The 20,727-nt window shown below is 62.7% G+C and carries 16 protein-coding genes; 11 read left to right on the top strand and 5 right to left on the bottom strand.

Going from position 1 to position 20,727, the window contains the following annotated elements; genetic code table 11:
* The 3 genes from LRF89_RS02340 to LRF89_RS02330 all read left to right on the top strand — a co-directional run.
* The coding region (locus tag LRF89_RS02340; RefSeq protein WP_238636543.1) for a cupin domain-containing protein at positions 1 to 370 on the top strand (370 nt) is incomplete at its 5' end.
* A 129-nt stretch (positions 371 to 499) separates the two neighbouring features.
* A complete protein-coding gene (locus LRF89_RS02335) occupies positions 500 to 1,240 on the top strand; it encodes a sulfotransferase family 2 domain-containing protein (RefSeq protein ID WP_238634325.1) in 741 nt (246 codons plus the stop codon).
* Positions 1,241 to 1,267: 27 nt separating this feature from the next.
* The gene (locus LRF89_RS02330) at positions 1,268 to 2,059 is read left to right on the top strand and encodes a hypothetical protein (RefSeq protein WP_238636542.1); all 792 of its coding nucleotides are present in this window, start codon (positions 1,268 to 1,270) and stop codon (positions 2,057 to 2,059) included.
* On the opposite strand, the gene galE is transcribed toward LRF89_RS02330, so the two are convergent.
* Complete coding sequence (galE, locus tag LRF89_RS02325; protein WP_238636541.1) at positions 2,044 to 3,051, bottom strand: UDP-glucose 4-epimerase GalE; 1,008 nt, start codon at positions 3,049 to 3,051, stop codon at positions 2,044 to 2,046. The two genes, LRF89_RS02330 and galE, sit on opposite strands and share 16 nt — an antisense overlap.
* 195 nt (positions 3,052 to 3,246) lie before the next feature.
* On the opposite strand from galE, the gene LRF89_RS02320 reads away from it, so the two are divergent.
* From LRF89_RS02320 to prsR, 4 genes are read left to right on the top strand one after another with little or no spacing between them, the layout of a single operon-like run.
* Positions 3,247 to 3,837 (top strand): XrtA/PEP-CTERM system exopolysaccharide export protein, encoded by a 591-nt coding sequence (locus tag LRF89_RS02320; protein WP_238636546.1) that lies wholly within the window; start codon positions 3,247 to 3,249, stop codon positions 3,835 to 3,837.
* A 52-nt stretch (positions 3,838 to 3,889) separates the two neighbouring features.
* Positions 3,890 to 5,299 (top strand): TIGR03013 family XrtA/PEP-CTERM system glycosyltransferase, encoded by a 1,410-nt coding sequence (locus LRF89_RS02315; RefSeq protein WP_238636540.1) that lies wholly within the window; start codon positions 3,890 to 3,892, stop codon positions 5,297 to 5,299.
* Between the two features lie 16 nt (positions 5,300 to 5,315).
* Positions 5,316 to 7,388 carry an XrtA/PEP-CTERM system histidine kinase PrsK gene (gene prsK, locus LRF89_RS02310; protein WP_238636539.1) on the top strand — a complete coding sequence of 691 codons (2,073 nt, stop codon included), beginning with the start codon at positions 5,316 to 5,318 and terminating at the stop codon, positions 7,386 to 7,388.
* Positions 7,389 to 7,411: 23 nt separating this feature from the next.
* Positions 7,412 to 8,767 (top strand): PEP-CTERM-box response regulator transcription factor, encoded by a 1,356-nt coding sequence (gene prsR / locus LRF89_RS02305; protein ID WP_238636538.1) that lies wholly within the window; start codon positions 7,412 to 7,414, stop codon positions 8,765 to 8,767.
* An 81-nt stretch (positions 8,768 to 8,848) separates the two neighbouring features.
* On the opposite strand, the gene LRF89_RS02300 is transcribed toward prsR, so the two are convergent.
* On the bottom strand, positions 8,849 to 9,793 hold the full coding sequence (locus tag LRF89_RS02300) for a PEP-CTERM sorting domain-containing protein (protein ID WP_238636537.1): 945 nt from the start codon (positions 9,791 to 9,793) through the stop codon (positions 8,849 to 8,851).
* Positions 9,794 to 10,409: 616 nt separating this feature from the next.
* Between LRF89_RS02300 and prsT the strand changes: the two genes are divergently transcribed.
* Entirely contained in the window at positions 10,410 to 13,067 is a 2,658-nt protein-coding gene (gene prsT / locus LRF89_RS02295; protein ID WP_238636535.1) for an XrtA/PEP-CTERM system TPR-repeat protein PrsT, read from the top strand.
* 75 nt (positions 13,068 to 13,142) lie between these two features.
* Here the strand turns inward: prsT and LRF89_RS02290 are convergent, their stop codons facing one another.
* Entirely contained in the window at positions 13,143 to 14,075 is a 933-nt protein-coding gene (locus LRF89_RS02290) for a PEP-CTERM sorting domain-containing protein (protein WP_238636534.1), read from the bottom strand.
* A gap of 337 nt (positions 14,076 to 14,412) precedes the next feature.
* On the opposite strand from LRF89_RS02290, the gene LRF89_RS02285 reads away from it, so the two are divergent.
* From LRF89_RS02285 to LRF89_RS02275, 3 genes are read left to right on the top strand one after another with little or no spacing between them, the layout of a single operon-like run.
* Positions 14,413 to 15,204 (top strand): outer membrane lipoprotein-sorting protein, encoded by a 792-nt coding sequence (locus tag LRF89_RS02285; RefSeq protein ID WP_238636533.1) that lies wholly within the window; start codon positions 14,413 to 14,415, stop codon positions 15,202 to 15,204.
* Complete coding sequence (locus LRF89_RS02280; RefSeq protein ID WP_238636532.1) at positions 15,188 to 16,684, top strand: hypothetical protein; 1,497 nt, start codon at positions 15,188 to 15,190, stop codon at positions 16,682 to 16,684. The genes LRF89_RS02285 and LRF89_RS02280 overlap by 17 nt, the downstream gene beginning before the upstream one ends.
* On the top strand, positions 16,681 to 18,960 hold the full coding sequence (locus tag LRF89_RS02275) for an efflux RND transporter permease subunit (protein ID WP_238636531.1): 2,280 nt from the start codon (positions 16,681 to 16,683) through the stop codon (positions 18,958 to 18,960). Before LRF89_RS02280 ends, LRF89_RS02275 begins: the two co-directional genes overlap by 4 nt.
* Here the strand turns inward: LRF89_RS02275 and LRF89_RS02270 are convergent.
* On the bottom strand, positions 18,949 to 19,812 hold the full coding sequence (locus LRF89_RS02270; protein WP_238636530.1) for a ThiF family adenylyltransferase: 864 nt from the start codon (positions 19,810 to 19,812) through the stop codon (positions 18,949 to 18,951). The two genes, LRF89_RS02275 and LRF89_RS02270, sit on opposite strands and share 12 nt — an antisense overlap.
* 1 nt (position 19,813) lies before the next feature.
* The gene (locus tag LRF89_RS02265) at positions 19,814 to 20,662 is read right to left on the bottom strand and encodes a PEP-CTERM/exosortase system-associated acyltransferase (RefSeq protein WP_238636529.1); all 849 of its coding nucleotides are present in this window, start codon (positions 20,660 to 20,662) and stop codon (positions 19,814 to 19,816) included.
* Positions 20,663 to 20,727 lie beyond the last annotated feature (65 nt).

Genomic DNA, 20,727 nt, shown 5'->3' with positions numbered 1-20,727 from the left:
CCTGGAGAGCGGCCACCGTTATAAGCTCAAGCGGATCGTGGTTAAACCCGGCTGTAAGCTCTCCTTGCAGATGCACCATCACCGTTCGGAACACTGGGTGGTTATCGCTGGGACCGCGCGCGTGGTCAACGGCGACGAGGAGATCTACCTGGAGGAAAACCAGTCCACCTATGTCCCTGCGACCCGCCCTCACCGGCTCGAGAATCCGGGCCGCATCCCGTTGCAGATCATTGAGATCCAGACCGGCCCCTATCTGGAGGAAGACGACCTAGTCCGCTTTGAGGATCTGTACGGGCGGGTAGAGGACCAGTTCAGCAACGAGAGATGCCGTAGCGTTTCCCACACCAACCCTTCTCAGTCATCTGTCTAGCTGACCTGGGTGGCGTCATTACTGGCGCCGACTACACTCACCGTTAGTGCCCGGTCAGGAGAACCTGACCGGCTTCGCTTTGGATATTTGGGCTGTCCTCGGAAGGGTTTCTGGGGTAGGGGGGGGGGCGTGGCAGGTGAGATATTTTGGCTTCACATTAAAAAGTCGGCGGGAACGTCGCTGCGGCAGGCATTAGGGGGGCTCTATACCTGTACGGAGCGATTCAAGATGCCGTCTTGCTTTATACAGCGCCCCTGTGAGGAATGGAATGATATACTGAACACCTATACAACCCCGCTAGGTCCCTATCAGTTCCGGCGCAGCGAGTTTGCGCGTCTCTACCTCTACCCGGAAACATGGGACCATATGTTTCGAATCGCCTTCTCCAGAAACCCCTACGACCGTGTGGTGTCAATGTATCACCACTTGATCTGGCCCAAGGGAATGACGGCCAGGGGCAGGGTGATGGCAAACCTTCGCCTGCTCTCCAGGGATCCGCGGTGTTTGGTGTCGAGAAAAAAGTGTTTCGATGTCTTTCTTGATATGCTTGAGAAGCAGGAATCGTGTCGTGAGCGATCGATCTTCGAGCCTTACGGTCTCCTCTTTTCGACACACACAAATCCGATGGTAAATGATGTTCAAGGGGGCAATGGCGTTCTCAATATACCGAATATCTACCGCATGGAGAACATGGAAAAAGGGGTGTCCGCATGTTACGAAGCGGCGGGCGCCTCTGCGTACCCGCCTACGGAAATACCGCATGCGAACAAGTCCAATAAGAAGTCCGGCTTTTCATTAACGAAGCAGCAAAAGAGAAAAGTCGAGCGCCTGTATGGTGATGACTTCGATATCTACGAGAATGCACATTAGTCTTTTGGTCGCTTCGAGGGCAGTTTCGTGGAGGAGCAGGCCCGCCACGGGAAAAATACGCATTCGTTTCCAGAGTACTGTCGCCATCCGCGATGGGCGCTGCGCATTTTCCGGGAAGATGTCAAGAATGTATTGCGCTTCGGTAAAGATGCCCCAAGGAAATATCAGTTGGTTTATGTGCCGCCCCACTTCATCGAGTGGACATTAAGTGTCCTCCCCCGGCCACCGGTTCTCAGTAAAGTCTATCCGCGAAATGCGGTGCAGATCGGCCCGCGCCCTCTGCATGAGCCGAATGTGATCGTTCCGGGGGATTGGGATAAGGCGGTTTTGCCGATCATGGAAAATCGCATCGTGGCTCGGACCGTCCGTAAGCTGGAGACGGGGGCTTCCTGGGAAGCGGTGGGGGAGATTGATCTCATGAACAGACTGATCGAGATATGCGGTGAGGAGGATGGCTGTCGCTCGCGACGGGATTTGGTGCAGCGTTATCGTAAGCTGGATGAACTGTTCGCCGTCATTGGATCGAGACGCCGTCTTCTGCCGCAAAGTGCTGTGACAAAGGGTCGGCTCAGAGAGCGGGGGGGGATCGGTTTGGCGATTTCGCGGACTGGGCGTCTTATCCTTGGGGACAACGGAAACCACCGGCTGGCTGCTGCGCGTTACTACGGCATACCGATGGTTCCGGCCTGTTTGCAGGTTGTTCACGTGGATTTCGTGCGGACGGGGGGGTGGCGACTAATGCTCGGTGAATCAAGACAATACATGAAAAAGTTAGCGCGTGGGGCGGAGCGCTCCCCCAAGGATCAGGCGAGGTGCTGATTACACTGCCAGCGCCAGGTGTCGCGCATCATGGTGGCCAGATCTCTTTCCGCCCGCCAGCCCAGCTCTCGCTGGGCCTTGGCTGGATCGGCCCAGCACTCCGCGATATCGCCGGGTCGGCGGTCGGCGATGCGATAAGGGACTGGCTGGCCACTGACCTGCTCAAACGCCCGGACCATCTCCAGGACGCTGTAGCCCTCGCCGCGGCCCAGGTTCCAGACGTGACTGCCTGTTTGTGCCTCAAGGAACTCGAGCGCTCGCAGGTGGCCCTCCACGAGATCCACCACGTGGATGTAGTCGCGCACCCCGGTCCCGTCCCGGGTCGGGTAATCATTACCGAAGACGCTCAGCTGCTCGCGCTCGCCGCTGGCCACCTGGGCGATGTACGGCACGAGGTTGTTGGGGATACCCCGGGGCGACTCGCCAATCAGCGCACTCTCGTGCGCCCCGACGGGGTTGAAGTAGCGCAGGAGACCGATGGACCAACGCGGGTCTGCGCGCCCCAAGTCGAAGAGGATCCGTTCCACCATGTGCTTGCTGCGGCCATACGGGTTGGTCACGTTCCCGGTGGCAGCGTCCTCGTCGATTGGTACCCGGACTGGGTCCCCATAGACAGTGGCCGAGGAGCTGAAGATCAGCCGTCGCACGCCGGCACGCTCCATCGCCTGGCAGAGGCGCACGGTACCGCCTACATTGGTCTCATAGTAGGCGAGGGGCCGGGTCGCGCTCTCACCGACGGCCTTGAGGCCGGCAAAGTGCATGACGGCATCGAAGGGCTCGTTGGAGAAGACCGTTTCGAGGGTGGCCGCATCGCGGATGTCGCCCTCGATGAACGCGGGGGCCTGTCCCGTGATCCGTTCGATTCGGGGGGCGATCGTGGCTGTACTGTTCTCCAAGTTGTCCAGGATGACGACCTGATGGCCGGCCTGGAGCAAGGCCACCGCCGCGTGACTGCCGATGTAACCGCTACCACCCGTAACGAGGACACGCATTGGACCGATTTCCTTATCAACATTGGTTGAGTCGCAGTGTAGCACCTCGGCGCCCAGTGGAGACCGACGGGCATGGCCCGGAACGGGCTTCGCAAATCGTTCAGTTCGCTGGGGTTGGTGCAAGCGCGGGGCGTGAGATTCATCAACAGGAAGGGGGTGTCCATGGAGCTTGACCGTTCGGCCCGAATCGCTCGGATGGTTGCCGCCGCTGGGTTTCTAACGTTCCTTGCCGGCTGCGCCTCGCTCCCGCCTGCCCCCAGCACCGTTGATGACGCGGAAATTGAGCAGTACATCATTGGGCCTGGCGATACGCTTAGCGTACAGGTCTGGCGCAACCCCGAACTCTCCATCAGCGTCCCGGTCCGGCCCGACGGACAGATATCCACGCCGTTGGTGGAGGATGTCCAGGCCAGCGGGGTCACCCCCACCGAGTTGGCGCGGGTCATGGAGGAGGAGATCAGCCTCTACCTGCGGGATCCGGTGGTGACCGTGATCGTGACCGGCTTCGCTGGTCCCTACGATCGCCAGGTCCGCGTCATCGGGCAGGCGGCAGAGCCGCGCGCGCTGCAGTATCGCGAGGACATGTCGGTCATGGACGTGATGATCGAGGTCGGCGGGATCACCGATATCGCAGCGGGTAACCGGACGGTGCTGATCCGGGACGAGGATGGCGAGCGCAGGCAGTACCGGGTTCGCCTCCACGATCTGCTCAACCGGGGCGAGATCGAGGCGAATATCGACATCAAGCCCGGCGACGTTCTGATCATCCCGGAACGGTTCTTCTAGGCGACTGCCATGGAACGGGGGCGCAGTGAGGCGCCCCTCTGGAGGCGTCAACGTGCGTTTTTTGGGTCACTTTGTGCCGCGCAACGTGATGGTGCTGGTGGGTCTGGAGGGTCTGCTGGTCCTCGCAGGGCTGGCGATCATCCTGCCCCTGCAATTCGGGGCTCCAGGGGCCTTGGGCTGGGAGGAGATCCAGCTTAAGGCCGAGATCGCGGTCGCCGCCGGGTTGGTGGTGATCAGCATGGCTGGGATGGGGCTCTACGATGCCGGCCAGATCACCATGCGAGATGGCCCGCTGATGCTGGGCGTGCGCCTGTTCCTTGCCATGCTCGCGGCGGTTGTTGGCATCCTCGTCGTCCTGGCCGCCATGCCGGCCCTGGCCTTGGCGTCCGGCCCGCTGCTCGTTGCCGTCGCCGCGGTCTTCATCCTGATCCTGTTCAAGCGAGTGCTCTACCAGCGGGTGGTCGCCTCGGATCGTTTCAAGCGGCGGATTCTGACTCTGGGCGTTGGTAGTCGCGCCGCGGCTGTCGCCGAAATGCAGGGGGAAAATCACCGCTGCGAGATGCCGTACGTATTCCTCGGTTACGTCGCCACGCCAGGGGCCGATCATGTAAACGTGCCCGCAGACGAGGTGATCCACCAGCAGGAGGGTGAGCGGCTACTGGATATTTGCCGCAGGTACGGTGCCGATGAGTTGGTGGTGGCGGTGCGGGATCGGCGCTGTCAGTTGCCCGTCGAAGAACTGCTCGATTGCAAGCTCCGCGAGGTCTCGGTGATCGACCTCACCAGTTTTCTTGAAAGAGAGCGCCGGCACTTGAGGCTGGATTCACTGAACACCAGCTCGCTGATCTTCGGTGAAGGGTTCCGCCAGAACGGGGTGCGAACCACGGTCAAGCGGTTGTTCGATATCCTCGTCAGCCTGGCCCTGTTGCTGATCACGCTGCCGATCATGATCGTCACCGCTCTGGCCATCAAGCTGGAGAGCCAGGGGCCGATCTTCTTCCGCCAACAGCGGGTGGGCTCTGGCAATGAGCCCTACTGGCTCTACAAGTTCCGGAGTATGCGGCAGGATGCGGAAAAGGACGGGGTGCCGGTCTGGGCGCAAAAAGATGACGACCGGGTGACCCGGGTCGGGCGCATCACCCGCAAGCTGCGCATTGATGAGCTGCCGCAGATCCTCAACGTGCTCAAGGGAGAGATGTCGTTCGTCGGGCCCCGCCCGGAACGGCCCCTGTTCGTCGATCGGTTAAGCGAGGAGGTGCCGTTCTATCGGGCCCGTCATACGGTGCCTCCAGGGATCACCGGTTGGGCACAGATCTGCTATCCGTACGGGGCGTCTGTCGAAGACGCACGGCAGAAGCTGCAATACGATCTCTACTACGTGAAGAATCACACGTTCTTCCTGGATCTGGTCATCCTGATCCGCACGGTTGCCGTCGTGCTCTTCGGTCAGGGCGCCCGGTAACGCCCGGAGGCGCATCATGCTCTCTGCTGCAAGCTACGCCGTGGCAGTGGCCGCGTTCCTGGCGCTTGCCGGGGCCACCTTGGTGCTCTGGCGGGACCGACTCGGCGCTATCGCGTTGGCGGCGGCCGCGCTTCTGACCGCCGGCTGGGCGGGCGAACACGTCTGGCTGTCGCTCCAGTTCGATGACGGCGCGGTCGTGATGGGCAGCGGCTTCTCCGAGGTGGTTCGAGCGGGCGGCTGGTTCGTCCTGCTGCTGGTCCTGATGGCGCGTATGCATAGCCATAACCTTCGGGGCCAGCGGGTGTTGCGCCGTTGGGGGGCTGTCCTGGGCGGCTTACTGTTGCTGGCCCTGGTCCCGCTGATGGGGCCCGGGTCGCGCCTGGAGCCGCTCTACGGGTTGGTCCTGCTTCTGCTCGCGATCACCGGACTGGTCCTGGTCGAGCAGACCTATCGCAACACCCCGGAGCGAGAGCGCTGGTCGATCAAGTTGCTCTGTCTGGGCGTGGGTGGGATTTTCGCTTTTGACCTCTTCCTGCTCGCAGATCGGGTGCTGTTTCAGGCGGTGGAGACGCCGACCATCCAGGCGCGCGGACTGGCCAACGCCTTAGTGGTGCCACTCCTTGCGATCTCCATGCGGCGGCAGCTGCCCGTGGACAAGGCCCCGGTGATCTCCCGGCACCTGGTCTTCCATACGGCGGCGCTCACCGGCGCCGGCCTCTACCTGCTGGCGGTGGGGGGTGCAGGCTACCTGCTCCGGGAGCTGGGCGGCGACTGGGGGGCACTCCTCCAGGCAGCGCTGCTGTTCGGCGCTGTGCTGCTGCTGATCCTGGTCCTGTTCTCGGGTAGCTTTCGCGCCCGCCTGCGCGTGCTGATCAATAAGCACTTCTTCAACTACAAGTACGACTACCGGCAGGAGTGGCTGCGCTTTACCGAGATCCTCTCCAGGGAGCATGGCGAGCTGCCGCTGCGTCAACGGGGCGTGGGGGCCATCGCCGAGTTGGTGGACAGCCCAGGTGGGTTGCTTTGGGTTCAGGATCGCCAAGGTGACTACCGGCTGGAAGGGGTGCTGAACCTCGGCGAGCCGGATCACCCGCCAGAGCCGGAGGAAGGGGGGGTGGTGCCGTTTCTTCGCCAGACCGGGTGGGTGGTGGACCTCGACGATCTGCGCCGTGCTCCGGAGTTGTACCCGGGCCTGCAGCCGCCTGCCTGGTTGCTGGAGAACCGCCGCTACTGGCTCCTTGTACCGCTGCTCCAAGGCGATGATCTGACCGGATTCGTGGTGCTGGCTCAACCCCGAGCTTCCCGGGTGATCGACTGGGAAGAACGGGATCTGCTCAAGACGGCAGGGCGTCAGCTTGCCGTCTATGTGGCGCTGATGCAGACCGACGAGGCCCTGTTGGAGGCGCGTCAATTCGAGACCTTCCACCGTCTGGCGGCCTTCCTGGTCCACGATTTGAAGAATGTCTCGGGCCAGCTTGCATTGGTGCTGGCCAATGCCGAGCGGCATCGGGATAACCCGGTATTCGTGGCTAATGCCTTCGAGACCGTCGGTCATGCTCGGGAGCGCCTGGACCGGACGCTGGCGCAACTGCGCCATGCCCAGCCAGGTCCGGCGGCACCGGCGCAGCGGGTGGAACTCGCCGAGGTCCTGCGTCAGGTGGTGAATGGCGCGCGGGGTGAGCCGCGCCCGGAGCTGCAGCTGGATCAGGAGGTTCAGGTGGTGGCCGACCAGGATCGGCTGTTCAATGTCCTGGCCCACCTGGTTCGCAACGCCCAGGAGGCCACGCCAGCGGACGGTCAGGTGACGGTTCGGCTGAGTCAGCGCCAGGAGTGGGGCTATATTGTGATCGCGGACAACGGGCACGGCATGGACCCGGTCTTCATGCGGGATCGGCTGTTCCGGCCGTTCCAGACCACCAAGGGAAATGCAGGGATGGGCATCGGCGTCTATGAGGCGCGGGAGTACATTGCTGCCCTCGGCGGGCGGATCGACGTCGATAGCGAACCGGGTAGTGGCACGCGCTTCACGGTGCAGTTGTTGGCGCGGACGGCCGCAGCGGCGCCGACCCCCGCGGTGGCTGTGCCCTGAGATTGGACAAGGAGCGAGGGACGGTGGCCAATACCTATAAGCTACTGATCATTGAGGATGACGAGGGGCTGCAGGAGCAGCTGCGTTGGTGTTTCGACGGCTACGAAATCGTCCAGGCCTATGACCGCGCGCAGGCGGTGAAGGAGGCGCGCCGCCATCAGCCGGAGCTGATGCTGGTCGACCTGGGGTTGCCTCCGGATCCGGCCAACGCCAGCGAGGGGCTGGCCGCGCTGCAGGAGGTCCTCGGTGAGGCCCCGCAGAGTAAGGCGATCGTCGTCACCGGCAACGACGACCGGGAGAATGCCCTGCGTGCCGTGGCGCTCGGTGCCTACGACTTCTATAGCAAGCCTGTGGACGCCGATACGCTCCGGCTGCTGGTGGACCGGGCCGCACAGCTCTACAGCCTTGAGGCGGAGAATCGGCACCTGGCCCAGCGCTCCGCCTCGCCGTTGGACGGCTTCCTCACGGGAGATCCGGAGATGCTCCGCGTCTGCCAAATGGTCGAGCGGGTCGCCCCGGCGGATGCGACGGTGCTGCTGCGTGGGGAAAGCGGGACCGGCAAAGAGATCCTGGCCCGCGCCGTGCATCGGCTCAGTGGGCGCAGCGAGCAGCGATTCGTGGCCATCAACTGTGCGGCTATCCCCGAGAATCTGCTCGAGAGCGAGCTCTTCGGCTACGAGAAGGGGGCGTTCACCGGTGCCCATCGTCAGACCATCGGCAAGATCGAGTACGCGGACGGTGGCACCCTGTTCCTCGATGAGATCGGTGACCTGCCCCTGAGCCTGCAGGCGAAGCTGCTGCGTTTTCTCCAGGAGCGGACCATCGAGCGGGTTGGCGGACGCCAGTCGATCCCGGTGGATGTGCGCGTGGTCTGTGCCACCCACCGCGATCTGGGGCAGATGATCCGCGAAAGGGAATTCCGCGAGGATCTCTTCTATCGAGTTGCCGAGATCGAACTGACCATCCCGGCGCTGCGCGAGCGCCAAGGCGATGCCGCCCTCGTTGCGCACTCCCTTCTTGAGCGCTTCGCGCGCGAGCAGCGGCATCCGCGGCGTGAGTTTACCCCCGAAGCCATCGACGCGATCGAAGCCCACACTTGGCCCGGGAATGTCCGCGAGATGGAGAACGTCATCCGTCGAGCGGTCATCATGGCCGACGGCAAGAGGATCACGCCGGAAGAGCTCGGTCTGGAATGTCCCAGCGACGACCAGGAAGGGGATAGCAGTCTGCGGCTCAGGCAAGTCCGCGACCAGGCCGAGCAGCAGGCGGTAGTCCGGGCGTTGAGCCGTTGCAACGGGAACATCGCCCAAGCAGCAGCCTTATTGGGGGTGTCCCGGCCAACGTTGTACAGCCTCATGGATAAGTACGGCTTGCGCTAAACGCCTGTAAGTAAGAAAAAATGCGGGGGGGCGTTTGCCTCCCCCGCGGGGCGCTGCGGCGCTTTGCCGGGTGCCTAAGCGTTAGGCAGCTGGTTCGTTCGCGCTCGTGCGCCGCCGGTGGGCCACGCCCGAACTGGCTGCCAGAAGAACCAGCGCCCCACCCATGAGCATCAAGGTGCTGGGCTCCGGAACCTGGAAGTCCACGCTGCCCCGGCGATCGCCCGCATAGTGCGTGTAGAGCTCTTGCTCGGCGTCCGTGAACGTTTCCTCGTCCTCGTTGAGCACGGTGTTTCTGTTGGCTTCCAGTGCACCACCGGCCTCGCCGAAGGCCGTAATGACAACCTCCTGGGCCAACAGCTCTGCCCAGTCCTCCGGGTTTGCCGTGGCCCAGAAGCCCTCCCGCGCAAATTCCACATCGAAGAGAAGGTCAAACTGCGTGGCATTGACCCGCTCCAGGTTCCCATCGTCGTCTTCGATGAATTCGGCCAGAGCTGAGCCGCCGGTAAGTTCCAGGCTAAGAACATGTTCGCCGGAGCCGGCGTTCTGCCATACCTCACTGTCGGTATCGAATGCTTCACCCGTGGCCAAATCGCTCTGGCCAAGCTCAGCGTCTTCATCGCCGCCAAAGAAGAAGTCGATCGTGCCACCGTCATAGGTTAGCCCGTTGTCCTCGTCGATGGTTCCAGTAATATTGTCCCATCGTAGGGTCATATCCCGCTGGCCGAGCCCTACGAGTTCGTCATCCCCTATATCGAAGGGGTTGTAGGCGTCGATCCGGCCGAATCCAATGTCATTGAACCGCGATCCAGCATCCGGAATCCAGTTCTCTCCCTCGCTGGTTCCGAACTGGGTGGTGGCGGTACGCAGTGACCAGCCCAGCGAGGTTAACGGTTCTGTCGGCCCGTCATCGAAACCGTCAAAATCAGTGGGATCAATGGTGAACTGTGTCCCGTACACGGGTGCTGTGATGAGCCCGAGTGTGAGTGCGGCCGGAACTCCAAGCCAGAGTGTTTTCCTTGCCTGCATGATTCTTCTCCCGACTGTATTGCCTGCAGTTCGTGTGTTTACGCTGCTAGCCCGCATGGATGTGGGCGTTCTTCCCGAGCGCCCGCTGTGGTGGATGCATCGGCCGTGCCAATAGCGCGCAGTATCGGCTGGATGGCGCGCTGTGACTCGTCCACACGGCCGGTCAAGCGGTTGAGGCGCACGGTGTGTGTAAACCCCTTCGACATCGGCCGTGTTTGCTCACAGGTCTGCGGTGGCGGTTTTCCTTCGGAAAACGGCGCGCGTCGCGCATTCTTGGCATCGGAAACGTGGGGAGGCGAAGCGGTTCGGCTTGTATAGAGCAGCGACGGTCGATCCCCGTAGAGATCGTGTTTTGCGCTGACTCCAGCGCCGTTAAGAGAAATGCCCCCCTCTTGTCCGATGGATTGGGACGAGCCCTCAGGCAGGCAGGTAAAGAGAGGCGGCGGCGCCTACAGTTGTACTGGCGAGCCGAGCTGCACGCCGTGGGTAAATCAAACATTAAAAGCAAGGTTATGGCGTTGGGATCTTTCGGGAGGTCGCCATGGAGCGTTGGTATGGGTTTCGCCTGGGACGGTTTCAGTTTGTTTCTGACACCGGGCGGGTCAGGAAGTGGGTTGTGAGCTGGGCCGCCTTAGGCCTTTGTGCAGTCACCCTGGGTGCCTGCGATGCGTGGACAGGGCTCACCGAGGAGGAGTACCTGGAGCGGGCGGTCTCGCAGATGGAGGCTGGCGACTACCGCGGAGCGGTTATTGACTACCGGAATGCACTTCGGGAGCGGGATGCGCCGGAGACACGGGGTCAGTTGGGGCTGGCATACGCCGGGGACGGAGAGGTCGAGGCCGCGGTCAACCATCTGAGCCGGGCGATGGAGCAAGGTGCTGAGCCTGAGCGTTACATGCCAACCTTGGCTCGCCTTTATCACGAGACCGGGCAGCACGGAAAGGTCCGGTCCCTGGAGACGGAAACGCTGGAGGGCAAGGCCCGGGCTCGGGTGCTGGCCTACCAGGCGGCGTCTGCCTACCACCGCGGTGATGCGGATCAGGCGGGTGATCTCCTGGCCGAGGCCGAGGCGTTCGAGGATCCGCTGCCGGAGGTTGAGCTCGCCCGATCCTTTCATGCGCTCAATGCTGGGGATCAGGAGCGGGCGCGGGAGCACCTGGCCGAGGCGATTGCCCTCGATCGACGCTACTACGCCGCCTGGTCGCTCAAGGGCACCCTGGCCAATGCCGCTGGGGATATCCAGGCCGCGCTGGAAGCGCTGGATCGGGCGATCGAGTTGCGCCCGGACTACGTCGCGGATCGTTTCACCCGCGCATGGGTCCGTCTTAGCGATAGCGACCTGGCCGGAGCCCGTGACGACGCGGATCTGTTGGTGGAGCACGCCTCGGATTATCCGGGGGGGCACCACGTGAGGGGGTTGCTGGCGCTGGAGGACGATGATCCGGATGCAGCCCGCAGGCACTTTGAGCAGGCGTTGGCGACGCAACGCGAGTATCGCCCGGTGCGCCCCTATCTGGCGGCGATCGAGCTGGATCGGGGTAATCGGTCGCAGGCCGACCACCACCTCAACCGTTACCACGCCTCGGGGCCGGGGACGGTCAGCAGCTACAGTCTCCTGGCGCGGCTCTATGTGGCTCAGGATCGCCCGCGGGACGCCCAGAAGCTCCTCGCCGAAGTGCTCGCCGATCGGCCGGATCTTGTCGGTGAATTGGGCGATCACCTAGGTGCGCTGTATCTCGATCACGGGGATCACGAACTGGGGATAGCGGCCCTGCGACGGGTGATCGAAGCGGATCCAGAGGCGCTTGAGGCGCGCGAGATGCTCGGTCTCGCTTTGCTGCTTGCCGGTCAGGAGGAGGAAGGCCTTCAGGAGCTGGAGGCGGTGGCCGCCGATTCCGGTGGCTTGCGAACCGCGGATCTGACCCTCGTTCAGGCGCATATTGAAGCCGAGCGATTTGATGAAGCCCTGGCAGCCGCGGAGCGGATTCAGGACAAGGCGCCGGACAATCCGCAGGGCTACAACCTGCAGGCGGCCGTTCGTCTCGCTCAGGGGGACACTCAAGAGGCGCGCCGTCTTCTGGGTGAAGGCCTGGAGAAAGTGCCTGGCCACCCCCAGTTGGCTCTGAATCTAAGCTCTATTGAGCTTGCTGAGGACAATGCCGATGCTGCCATCAGGACGCTGCGGGCGGCTCATGCGCAGAACCCGGGCGATGGGCGGGTGGCGGCCCGGCTGGCCGACCTGCTGACGCGTGCGGGTCAGACGCAAGAGGGTTTGTCCGTTCTGGAGGAGACCTTGGAAGAGCGCCCGGAGGATTTGCGGCTGCTAACGACCGCCGCGCGGTCCTATAGCGATGTCGGGGAGCACGCCAAGGCCAGCGAACTGCTCGAGCGGGCCACCCGTCTCAGCCCGGAAACGGCCGATCTGTATTACCTTCTCGCCGGCGAGCGTGAGGCTGCGGGCGACCGGGACGGGGCGGTGCAGGCCTTGGACGATACCTTGGCGGCTGATCCGGAGCACACGGCCGCGGCCCGCGAGCGCTCGCGCCAGCTGGCTCGGGCCGACGAGCACGACCGGGCCGCGGAGGTCTTTGCGCCGGTCGTCGAGGCCCGCCCGGAAGAGCCCGAAGTCATGGCCCAGAGTGCTTGGTTGGCCCACCGGGCCGGCCGGGTTGACGAGGCGGCAAAGCTCTACGGCGAGGCCCTGGCCGCGAGGGTGGAGCGGCCATGGGTGCTTGAGGCGCATACGGCCAAACAGGCGGCTGGCGATCCCGAAGCAGGCCTCGCTCACCTTCGGCGCTGGCTCGAGGAGCATCCCGGAGATGAGGAAGTGCGCCACGTCCTGGGCTCGGCACTCTTGGAGGCGGAGCAGTACGAGGAGGCGCGCCGGGTCTACCAGCGACAGGTGGAATGGCGGGATGACGATCCGGTGGCGCTGAACAACCTGGCCTGGCTGCTACGGGAAGAGCAGCCCGCCGAAGCCCTGGAATACGCCGAGCGGGCCCACGGGTTGGTGCCCGAGGAGGCGACCATCCTCGATACCCTCGGTATCACCCTCCTTCACAATGATCGGGCTGCGGAGGCGGTCGAGCGACTGGAGCAAGCCAGCCACCTGGCCCCGGGCAATCCCGAGGTTCAGCTGAACCTCGCGCGGGCGTTACGGGCCGATGGACGGGAGGAGCAGGCCCGCGGGGTGCTCGAGTCGGTGCTGGATGCACATAACGACTTCCCGCAGCGGCGGGAGGCTGAGGAGATCCTGGCTGAGTTGCGCCGCTGAGGAATCAGATCTACCGGAAGGCGTAAAGGGGCGGGTGGGCATGGTTGCCCACCCGGTTTCCCAGACAATCGAGGGTTACGCGGAGAGGAGTTCGCCATCCCTGCGTGAGCGGCGATGGCCCGCACCACTGGCAACGAGGCCGAGCAGGAGCAGGGAGCCGCCCATCAGCATCAGGGTGCTCGGCTCCGGCACGGCGAAGTTCATGGAGCCTCGACGCAGCCCGGCGTAGTGCGTGTAAAGGAGCCCGTCCGCGTCGTCGAAGACCGCGTCCTCATTGATGACGGTGTTCCGTCCGCCAAGGGCCCCTCCCGCCTCCCCGAACGCGGTCAGCAGCTGCAGCCCGATCAGCTCCTCAAACGGTTGACCGTTCGCCGTGGCCCAGAATCCCTCCAGCGCGAACGTCACATCGAAGAACAGATCGAATTGCGAGGCCTGGATTTCGGTCAGATTCCCATCCCCGTCCGTAACCAGGTTGGCCAGCGCGCTGCCACTGCGAAGCTCGAGCGAGAGCACTCGGTGTCCATCCCCGGCAGCAATCCAGGATGGGTCGTTGGTGTCGAACGGGGCGTTGGTCTCGATGACGTCGCGCCCCAGCCCCTCGCCACCGAAAAAGAAGTCAATCGTTCCGCTTTGATAGGTGAGTCCGCCGCCCTCGGCGATCGTTCCCGTGATGTTATCCCAGCGCAAGGTCATATCCCTTGATCGGAGCCCGACAATTTCGTCGTCGCCGATATCGAACGGGTTGTAGGCGTCGATCCGGCCGAAGCCGACGTCCGTGAAGGTTGACCCAGCATCCGGGATCCAGTTCTCGCCGGCACTGGTGCCAAACTGGCTCGTCGCGGTGCGCAGTTCCCAGCCGAGCGAGGTCAAGGGGGCTGTCGGTCCATCATCGAATCCGTCGAAATCGCTCGGATCGATGGTAAAGAGGGTTGCGTGTGCCGGTGCCGCCATTAATGCCGTGGCGAGAACGGCTGACGTCGCGAGACCCAGGATTTTCCGGTCTTTCATGGGGGGATCCTCCGTGGTTAAGGACGGCCCGATCGTGGCCGGGCCGCAGTCGGTCCGGGCCTGTGGCCCGTGACTAGGATCAGCAATATCGAGGCCACAGAGGGTCCCTCGCGAAACGGGGACAGAAACGGCTTTTTTTATAGTAGGTTAGCGGGAGGCATCCCGTTCTTGGGCAGACCAGCCGGTCGAGGTTGTAAGGGGAAAAAACACACCGATGAACTGGTAACTTGCACCGACGGCGCGGGGGGTGGAAAGTGGGTCCAATTGAGCACGCACAGTCGATAGCCGGGGCACAAGAATGACGTTCCATTCGTTTCCGCGGCCTGTTCAAGGTCTGATGTTCGCCGCCTCCCTGGGAGGGGGGCTGTGTCTTGCTGTAGGCGTCTCTGCGGGTGAGCCGGCCGATGGGCAAGAGCTCGCGCAGTGGGTCTACGACCGCCCCGAGGGCGACGATGCGGTGCAACGCGGGCGCATGATCCTGGATGGGCCGGGGCGCTCTCAGCGGGAGCGGTCGTTCTACGAGTATCGCCTGCAGGTTGAAGCAGAAGAAGTCTGGAATCTTGTGCGGTTTACGGAGCCGTCGGATGTCGCTGATACGGCCATGCTCACGCGGGACTATCCCGATGGGAGTACGGACCAGTGGCTCTATCTTCCTGCGTTGGACCGGGTCAGGCGGGTTGCCTCAGAGCGCATGGGGGGGCGCTTTGTGGACAGTGACTTCTTCTTCGAGGATCTGCGTGATCGTAAGGTTCATCAGGACGAGCATGAATACATGGGACGCGAGGAGTTCGAGGGGCTTCCGGTGTTTCGCCTGGAGAGCCGCCCCGTGGAGGGCGACAACTCCGTCTATACGTTGCGGGATCAGTGGATCCATGAAGATTCGCACGTGCCCCTGCGCATCGACTACTACCAGGGTGACGAGGAGCCGACCAAGCGTTTGACGGTGCAGGCCCTAGAGCAGCATCAGGGCTATTGGACGGTGGTCGAGAGCACCATGGAGGATCTTCAAAGCGGTCATCAGACACGGTTCCTGGTTGCGGAGGTGGTCTACGACCAGGGCCTGCCCCAAGACCTCTTCTCACGCTCGGCGCTGTCGGGTCCGGGGCGCGAACGTGCTTATCGTCCGTAAGCCGGGGGTCGAGTTCAATTCGGTCTTGTTAGGAGCCCTTCTTGGTGTTGCGGCATTGATCGCTGGGGTGCCGATTCCGGCAGCTGGGGCAGCGGGCGAAGGCATGCTTGACGCGGCAGAAGTGCAAGGGCTGGCCGAGGCCGGGGGCGGTGACGGGGGGGGCGGCATTCGCATTGGTGAGCCCTCGCCGGCGGATGCCGAGGAGGAGGAGCCCGACGCGGAGGCTTGGCTGCCGGAAGACTGGTCGTTTGGGCTTGAGCGTGCCCGCCTCGATGCGGGGTGGATGCCCCGGAACGCGTCCTACGCGGATCTTGTGTATCACGGTCATCTGCTGATGCGTGCGGCCTGGCAGCCCCTTGGGCCCTGGAGTGTCCGGGCCGAGGGTCGATTGAATGGTCACTACCAGCGTGGTGGGCCTCGTGTCGAAGAAATCGACGTGGATTACGGCGAGATCTACCTCCGCTACCGTGGTAATGGTTGGCGTGTCACCGGCGGGGCTCAACGGGTCAACTGGGGACGCATCGATGAGTTTCCGCCCACCGATCGACTGGGCGTCGAGGACCTATCGCGCTTTGTCCTGGATGATCTCAGCGAGCGCCGACGCGCTGCTCCGGCACTCCGCGGGCAGTTCTTTGCCGCCGAGTGGGCGTTCGACGCGCTGATTGTGCCGTGGTTCCGGGAGGCTGAAATGCCGGATCGTGACAGTGTCTGGCATCCTGTGGACCGTCAGCGGGGGCGCTTCCTGGGGCTGCCGGCGGCGCCTGAATTCGCGGGCCTGGTTCGCGACGGCCGGTTTATCGAAGAGAATGACGGTGAAGGCGGAGCCGGCTTACGCATAACGCGCACTGGGCGCGGCTGGGATGCAGGCGCAACGTTCCAGCGGTTTCGGCACTCGACGCCCTATTACGAGCTCAGTGACGAGGCGCGGGAGAACCTCGATAATCCGGAGGTGGCCGTAGAGGCGGGGGAGTACACGTTCCGTGCGGTTCATCCGCGGAGCTATCTTGTGGGCATCGACGGTGAGATCGATCATCGCGGAGTCACCTACCGCGCAGAGGCTGTGTGGCTTAGCGATAGGCCCGGCACCCGAGAGGAGGACTTCGCACGGGAAGACCTCGAATCGCTCGAGTGGGGCGTGGGCGCTGAAGTGTTTCCTGGCGATGGCGACCTGCGCGTCAACATCCAGGTGGTTGGTAGCCACTACCTCGATGCCCCTTCGCTTCTGGAGCGATCGAATGAGATGGCCCTCAATGGCGAGATCGAGGGGCGTCCCCTACAACGTCGTCTGAGGGCGCGAATGCGTTACGCGATCGGGCTGGATGAGCGGGATATCTATCTGAACCCGGAGGTCGCATGGGTGGATTGGGAGCCCCATGAACTCTATCTCGCGGCACACTATTTCGAGGGGGCAGAAAACACGGCCGGGGGGTTCCACCAGAAGAATGACGTCGTGATCGCTGGCTGGAGGGGGCGGTTTTGAAACCTTTCACCTTGCCACAATGGTTGGCAGGAGGCCTGTTCGCGCTGCTGCTTCTTGCGCCGGGCCCTTTTGTTCTCAATCTGACCTTCGATAACGCCCCGGAGTCCTACTTCCCGAAGCAGGCGCCCGCCGTTGTCTTTGACGCTTCTGTGCGTGAGGACTTCCCTGAGGAGCAGGTCCTCGTCGGTCTGTTCGGTGGTGAAGACATCCACAAACCAGAGAACCTCGCGGCGCTTCACGAGCTCGTGCAGCGGTTGGAGCAGGAGCGACACGTCGAGCGTGTCCTCGGGGTGACCTCCTTCGATCAGATTCGAGCCGTGGACGACGGTTTCACGGTTGAGAAGATTGTCCCCCCGGATGCCATTGACGAGCGCAGTGCAGCGCAGTGGCAGGAGCACGTTCTAGAGGACCGTTTCGCGCCGGGGTTGTTGGCGGCACGGGATGGTTCGGCGCTGGCGGTCGTCGTGCGTCCAACAGAACTCGAGGACAGCCTCCAGCGTCTGGAACTGGAACGGGCGTTCCGCGATGCAGTCAGCCATTCCGGTCTGGATGACCGGCTGGAGGCAGTCGCCGGGCATATCGCCCTCGACGTCTGGCAGTTGCGCTCGATGCTGCGCGACAGCGCGATCTTTATTCCGGCAACCACGGCCGTGGGGCTCGGGTTGCTGTTCGTGATGTTTCGTCGCTGGCTGGTGGTGGTTGCCGGGGGAGCGGCGATTGGGGCGGTGGTCTCGCCGGCATTGGCGCTGATGGTCCTGCTCGGCCATCCCTATACCCTGGTGACCTCCATCCTGCCGCCTCTGCTTGCTGCCTTGACGGTGGCGATGCTGATGCATCTGTTCAACGCGCTGAGCCATGCGCGCCGGCGGGGTCATACCGGCGAGAGGGCCTTGGCTTATGCGCTTGAGCGGGTGTCCAGGCCGGCTTTTTTCACCGCCTTGACCACGGCTGCCGGGCTTCTGTCGCTCACGCTGAGTCCGATCCGTCCCATTGAAAGCCTCGGTTACACCGCCGCGTTCGGTGTGCTGCTGGCGTACGTCGTGGTGATGTTGCTATTGCCGCCGCTGCTTTTGCGTTTCGACCGCGGCGAGTGGGTGGCGCCGCGCCGGGGCCTTGGGGGGTTGGACGCGATCCTAAAGGCAGCGCGTGGGTTCGCGCTGCGTCGGGCCGGTTGGATTGTTGCCGGCAGTGCGTTGGCGATCGCGGTGACAGCGCCGCTGATTACGAAGATCGAGGTGGAGAGTGATCTCTACGAGTTTTTCCCCTCCGATCACCCCATTACCGTGGATACACAACGGGTTGAGGAGGCGCTATCCGGCGTGATGGTCGTGGAGGCGGTGTTCGAAGCGGACGTCCTCGATGGGCTGCAGGATCCGGCCGCGTTGCGAGAGATTCGGGATTTCCAGCGCTGGGCTGAGGGGCGCGCAGAGGTGGACTATGCGCTGTCCATGGTGGATATGCTCGAGGAGATGCACTGGGCATTCCACGATGAGGACCCGGAATATCGGACGTTGCCTGACCGACAGGATTTGATCGCTCAGTACCTTTTCGTATACGACGGGCGTGATCTCTACGACTTGGTCAACCGTGACTTCACGCGTGCGGTGGTCCTGATGAACCTCAATGTCACCGGCGCCCGTGAAATCAACCGGACACTGGACAGCTTCCGGGAGCAACTCGACGCGAAAACCGAGACCCTCGACTGGGAACTCTCCGGCATGGGGCGTCTCTTTGCTGAGCAGGAGCAGCTGCTCATTGACGGGCAACTGCGAAGCCTGATCGCCGTGGCGGTCATGATCTCTGCGCTGATGCTGATCCTATGGCGCTCGGCCGTAGCGGCCTCGGTGACGATTCTGACCAATCTCTCGCCGCTTCTGGTCATCTTTATTGTCATGGGGGCATTCGGCGTCTGGCTGGACATGGCAACGGCCATGGTGGCCAGCGTGGCGATTGGAATCGCGGTGGACGACACCATTCATACGTACCACGGGTTTCTATACTACCGGCGCCGGGGGAGTCGTCTCGTTGCCGCCCTGGCCAGGGCTTTGCACCATACCGGCCGGGCCGTGACAGCCACCACGATCGTGCTTTGTGCGCAGTTCCTGGTGTTGGCGGCCTCTGACTTTCAGCCCACCGCGGCCTTTGGATTGCTTACGGCGATCGGATTGGTAGCGGCGTTGGTGTTCGATCTGTTGCTGATGCCGGCCATCGTTACGGTCTTGGCCCGATGGCTGCCGGAGCGACGTTTTGGACGGGTCCCAGCTTCAGCCGCTTAACATACGGCGTCTGGCAAGCCAAAGGGCAAGACGTTGAACCGGGTGGGAGTTCCCGCCCGGGCGCCAGGTGCGTCGCAGTTTCATGCGGTAGGCGTCAAACTGCACTGCCCACGGGGCCCAGTCGGTTTTCCCCCGCTGCAGGAGCCACTTGAGCACTTGAGTTCCGATAACCCCCGCGCATAGCTCACAGCCCATGGGGGTGGAGGGGCCGGATTGCTCCTTGAGGTTGATCGTCGAGGGATCCACCAGTGAAGGCCCGTGCAGTCCCGACGGGGCGAGGCCCAGCATGAATCGAAGGGCCTTTTCCGATTCGCTCAGATCCGGGTGGATTTGAAAATACTGATCGAAGGAAAGACCGTCGGGGTGGAAGGCCAAAAGCGCAGTGCTCATGCCGAGAGGGGCGGCAGTAAAGGCTGGTATGCCCGAAGCTGCTGCTTCCCGGAAAACAAGCTGTCGGGCGTCATACACAAAGAAGTCGAGGCCGTCGACGTAGACATCGGCCCCATCGAGGAACTGCGCAACGTTGCCTGCGCTTATCCCTTCCGGATAGGTTTGGATCTGGAGTTCTGGGTTGATGTCAAGCGCCATTTCTAGAAGGACATCGACCTTCGGCCGTCCCAATTGGCTCATCGATGCACCGGCCTGTCTGTTCATGTTGTGCAGCTCAAAGAGGTCGTAATCCGCTATAGAAAAACGCCCCACGCCAAGCCGCGCCAAAGTTAGCAGGTGGCTGCCGCCAACCCCTCCCAGTCCCGCAATCGCGACAGTGGCATTACGGAGTATTTCTTGCTCGTCTTCGGTGATCCATCCGATCGTCCTCTTGAAAGCGGTCTTATAGTTGAATATGGCCATGTTAAGGATCCTTTGTGCTCTGGCTCCCGCCGCCTGAATGGGGGGAGGGGGTGTTCGGTAGCTGCTTAAGCCAAGCCCCTAGACCCGGGGCAAGCTGGTCCTGGGCCATTTGATAGAGGGGGCGCAGCAGGGGCGAGGCAATCGTTTCAACCACGAACTTTTCTAAGGAGTTATAGTAGACTGCACGCTCCTCGCCATGGTAATCCATCACTGCGCCGATCTGTTCAAAGCGAATCCCTTCGCGGGTCAGCAAACGAGCGAGTCTCGGTTCCATGACCGCGTAGATATGGTCTCGGCCCAGTTGACTGCACGTGTAAGCGACGGCCGAAAAGAGACTGGAGCCAAGGAGTGGAAAGGTGCGCAGGTGCGCGTCGCGTTCTTGATCGGAAAGGTCTAGCCATTCGAGGGCACCCAGGCGGGTCTGGTGCTCCCCGAGGCGGCGCCGGAAATCCGAGTGGATGGCAAGTCGTGAGACCTCACAGATAGAGAGGCGACTGAGCCTGCGCGGATCGCGGTTCTGCGTTTTCTGATCGTGCGCGTAGAGGGTTTCGGCGCAGTCCTCTTCCAGTTGTAATACCCTGGGGGCAGAATCGGTTATCCTAGGTAAGATAATCCGAAAACATCCAGCCAAGCGGTTCGTGTGTGTGTGTCGCAGGGTGCATATGAGGGCGCCCTCGTCGAAAGCATCCCGCTCTTGGTGATTCGGATGGTCGGATGGATCCTCATATCCAAATTCTGTGCAATATACATCATAGCGGAGCCTGTAGCTCTCGGCTCGAGCCTCGGCGTTATGGGCGACGGAGTATTCGAAGTAGCCAGCGAAGGCTTTTGATAATTGGTTGCGGTCCATTGTGTTGTGCTCGCGTTACAGTCGGGTTGTACATAATTTTTTACGCTGTGCGTCCTAGCAGAAAA

The organism is Halorhodospira sp. 9621 (genome assembly GCF_022228055.1).
GTDB classification, from domain to species: Bacteria; Pseudomonadota; Gammaproteobacteria; order Nitrococcales; family Halorhodospiraceae; genus Halorhodospira; species Halorhodospira halophila_A.
The sequence above is the reverse complement of the archived record's forward strand: the minus strand, read 5'-3'. Positions and strand labels throughout refer to the sequence as shown.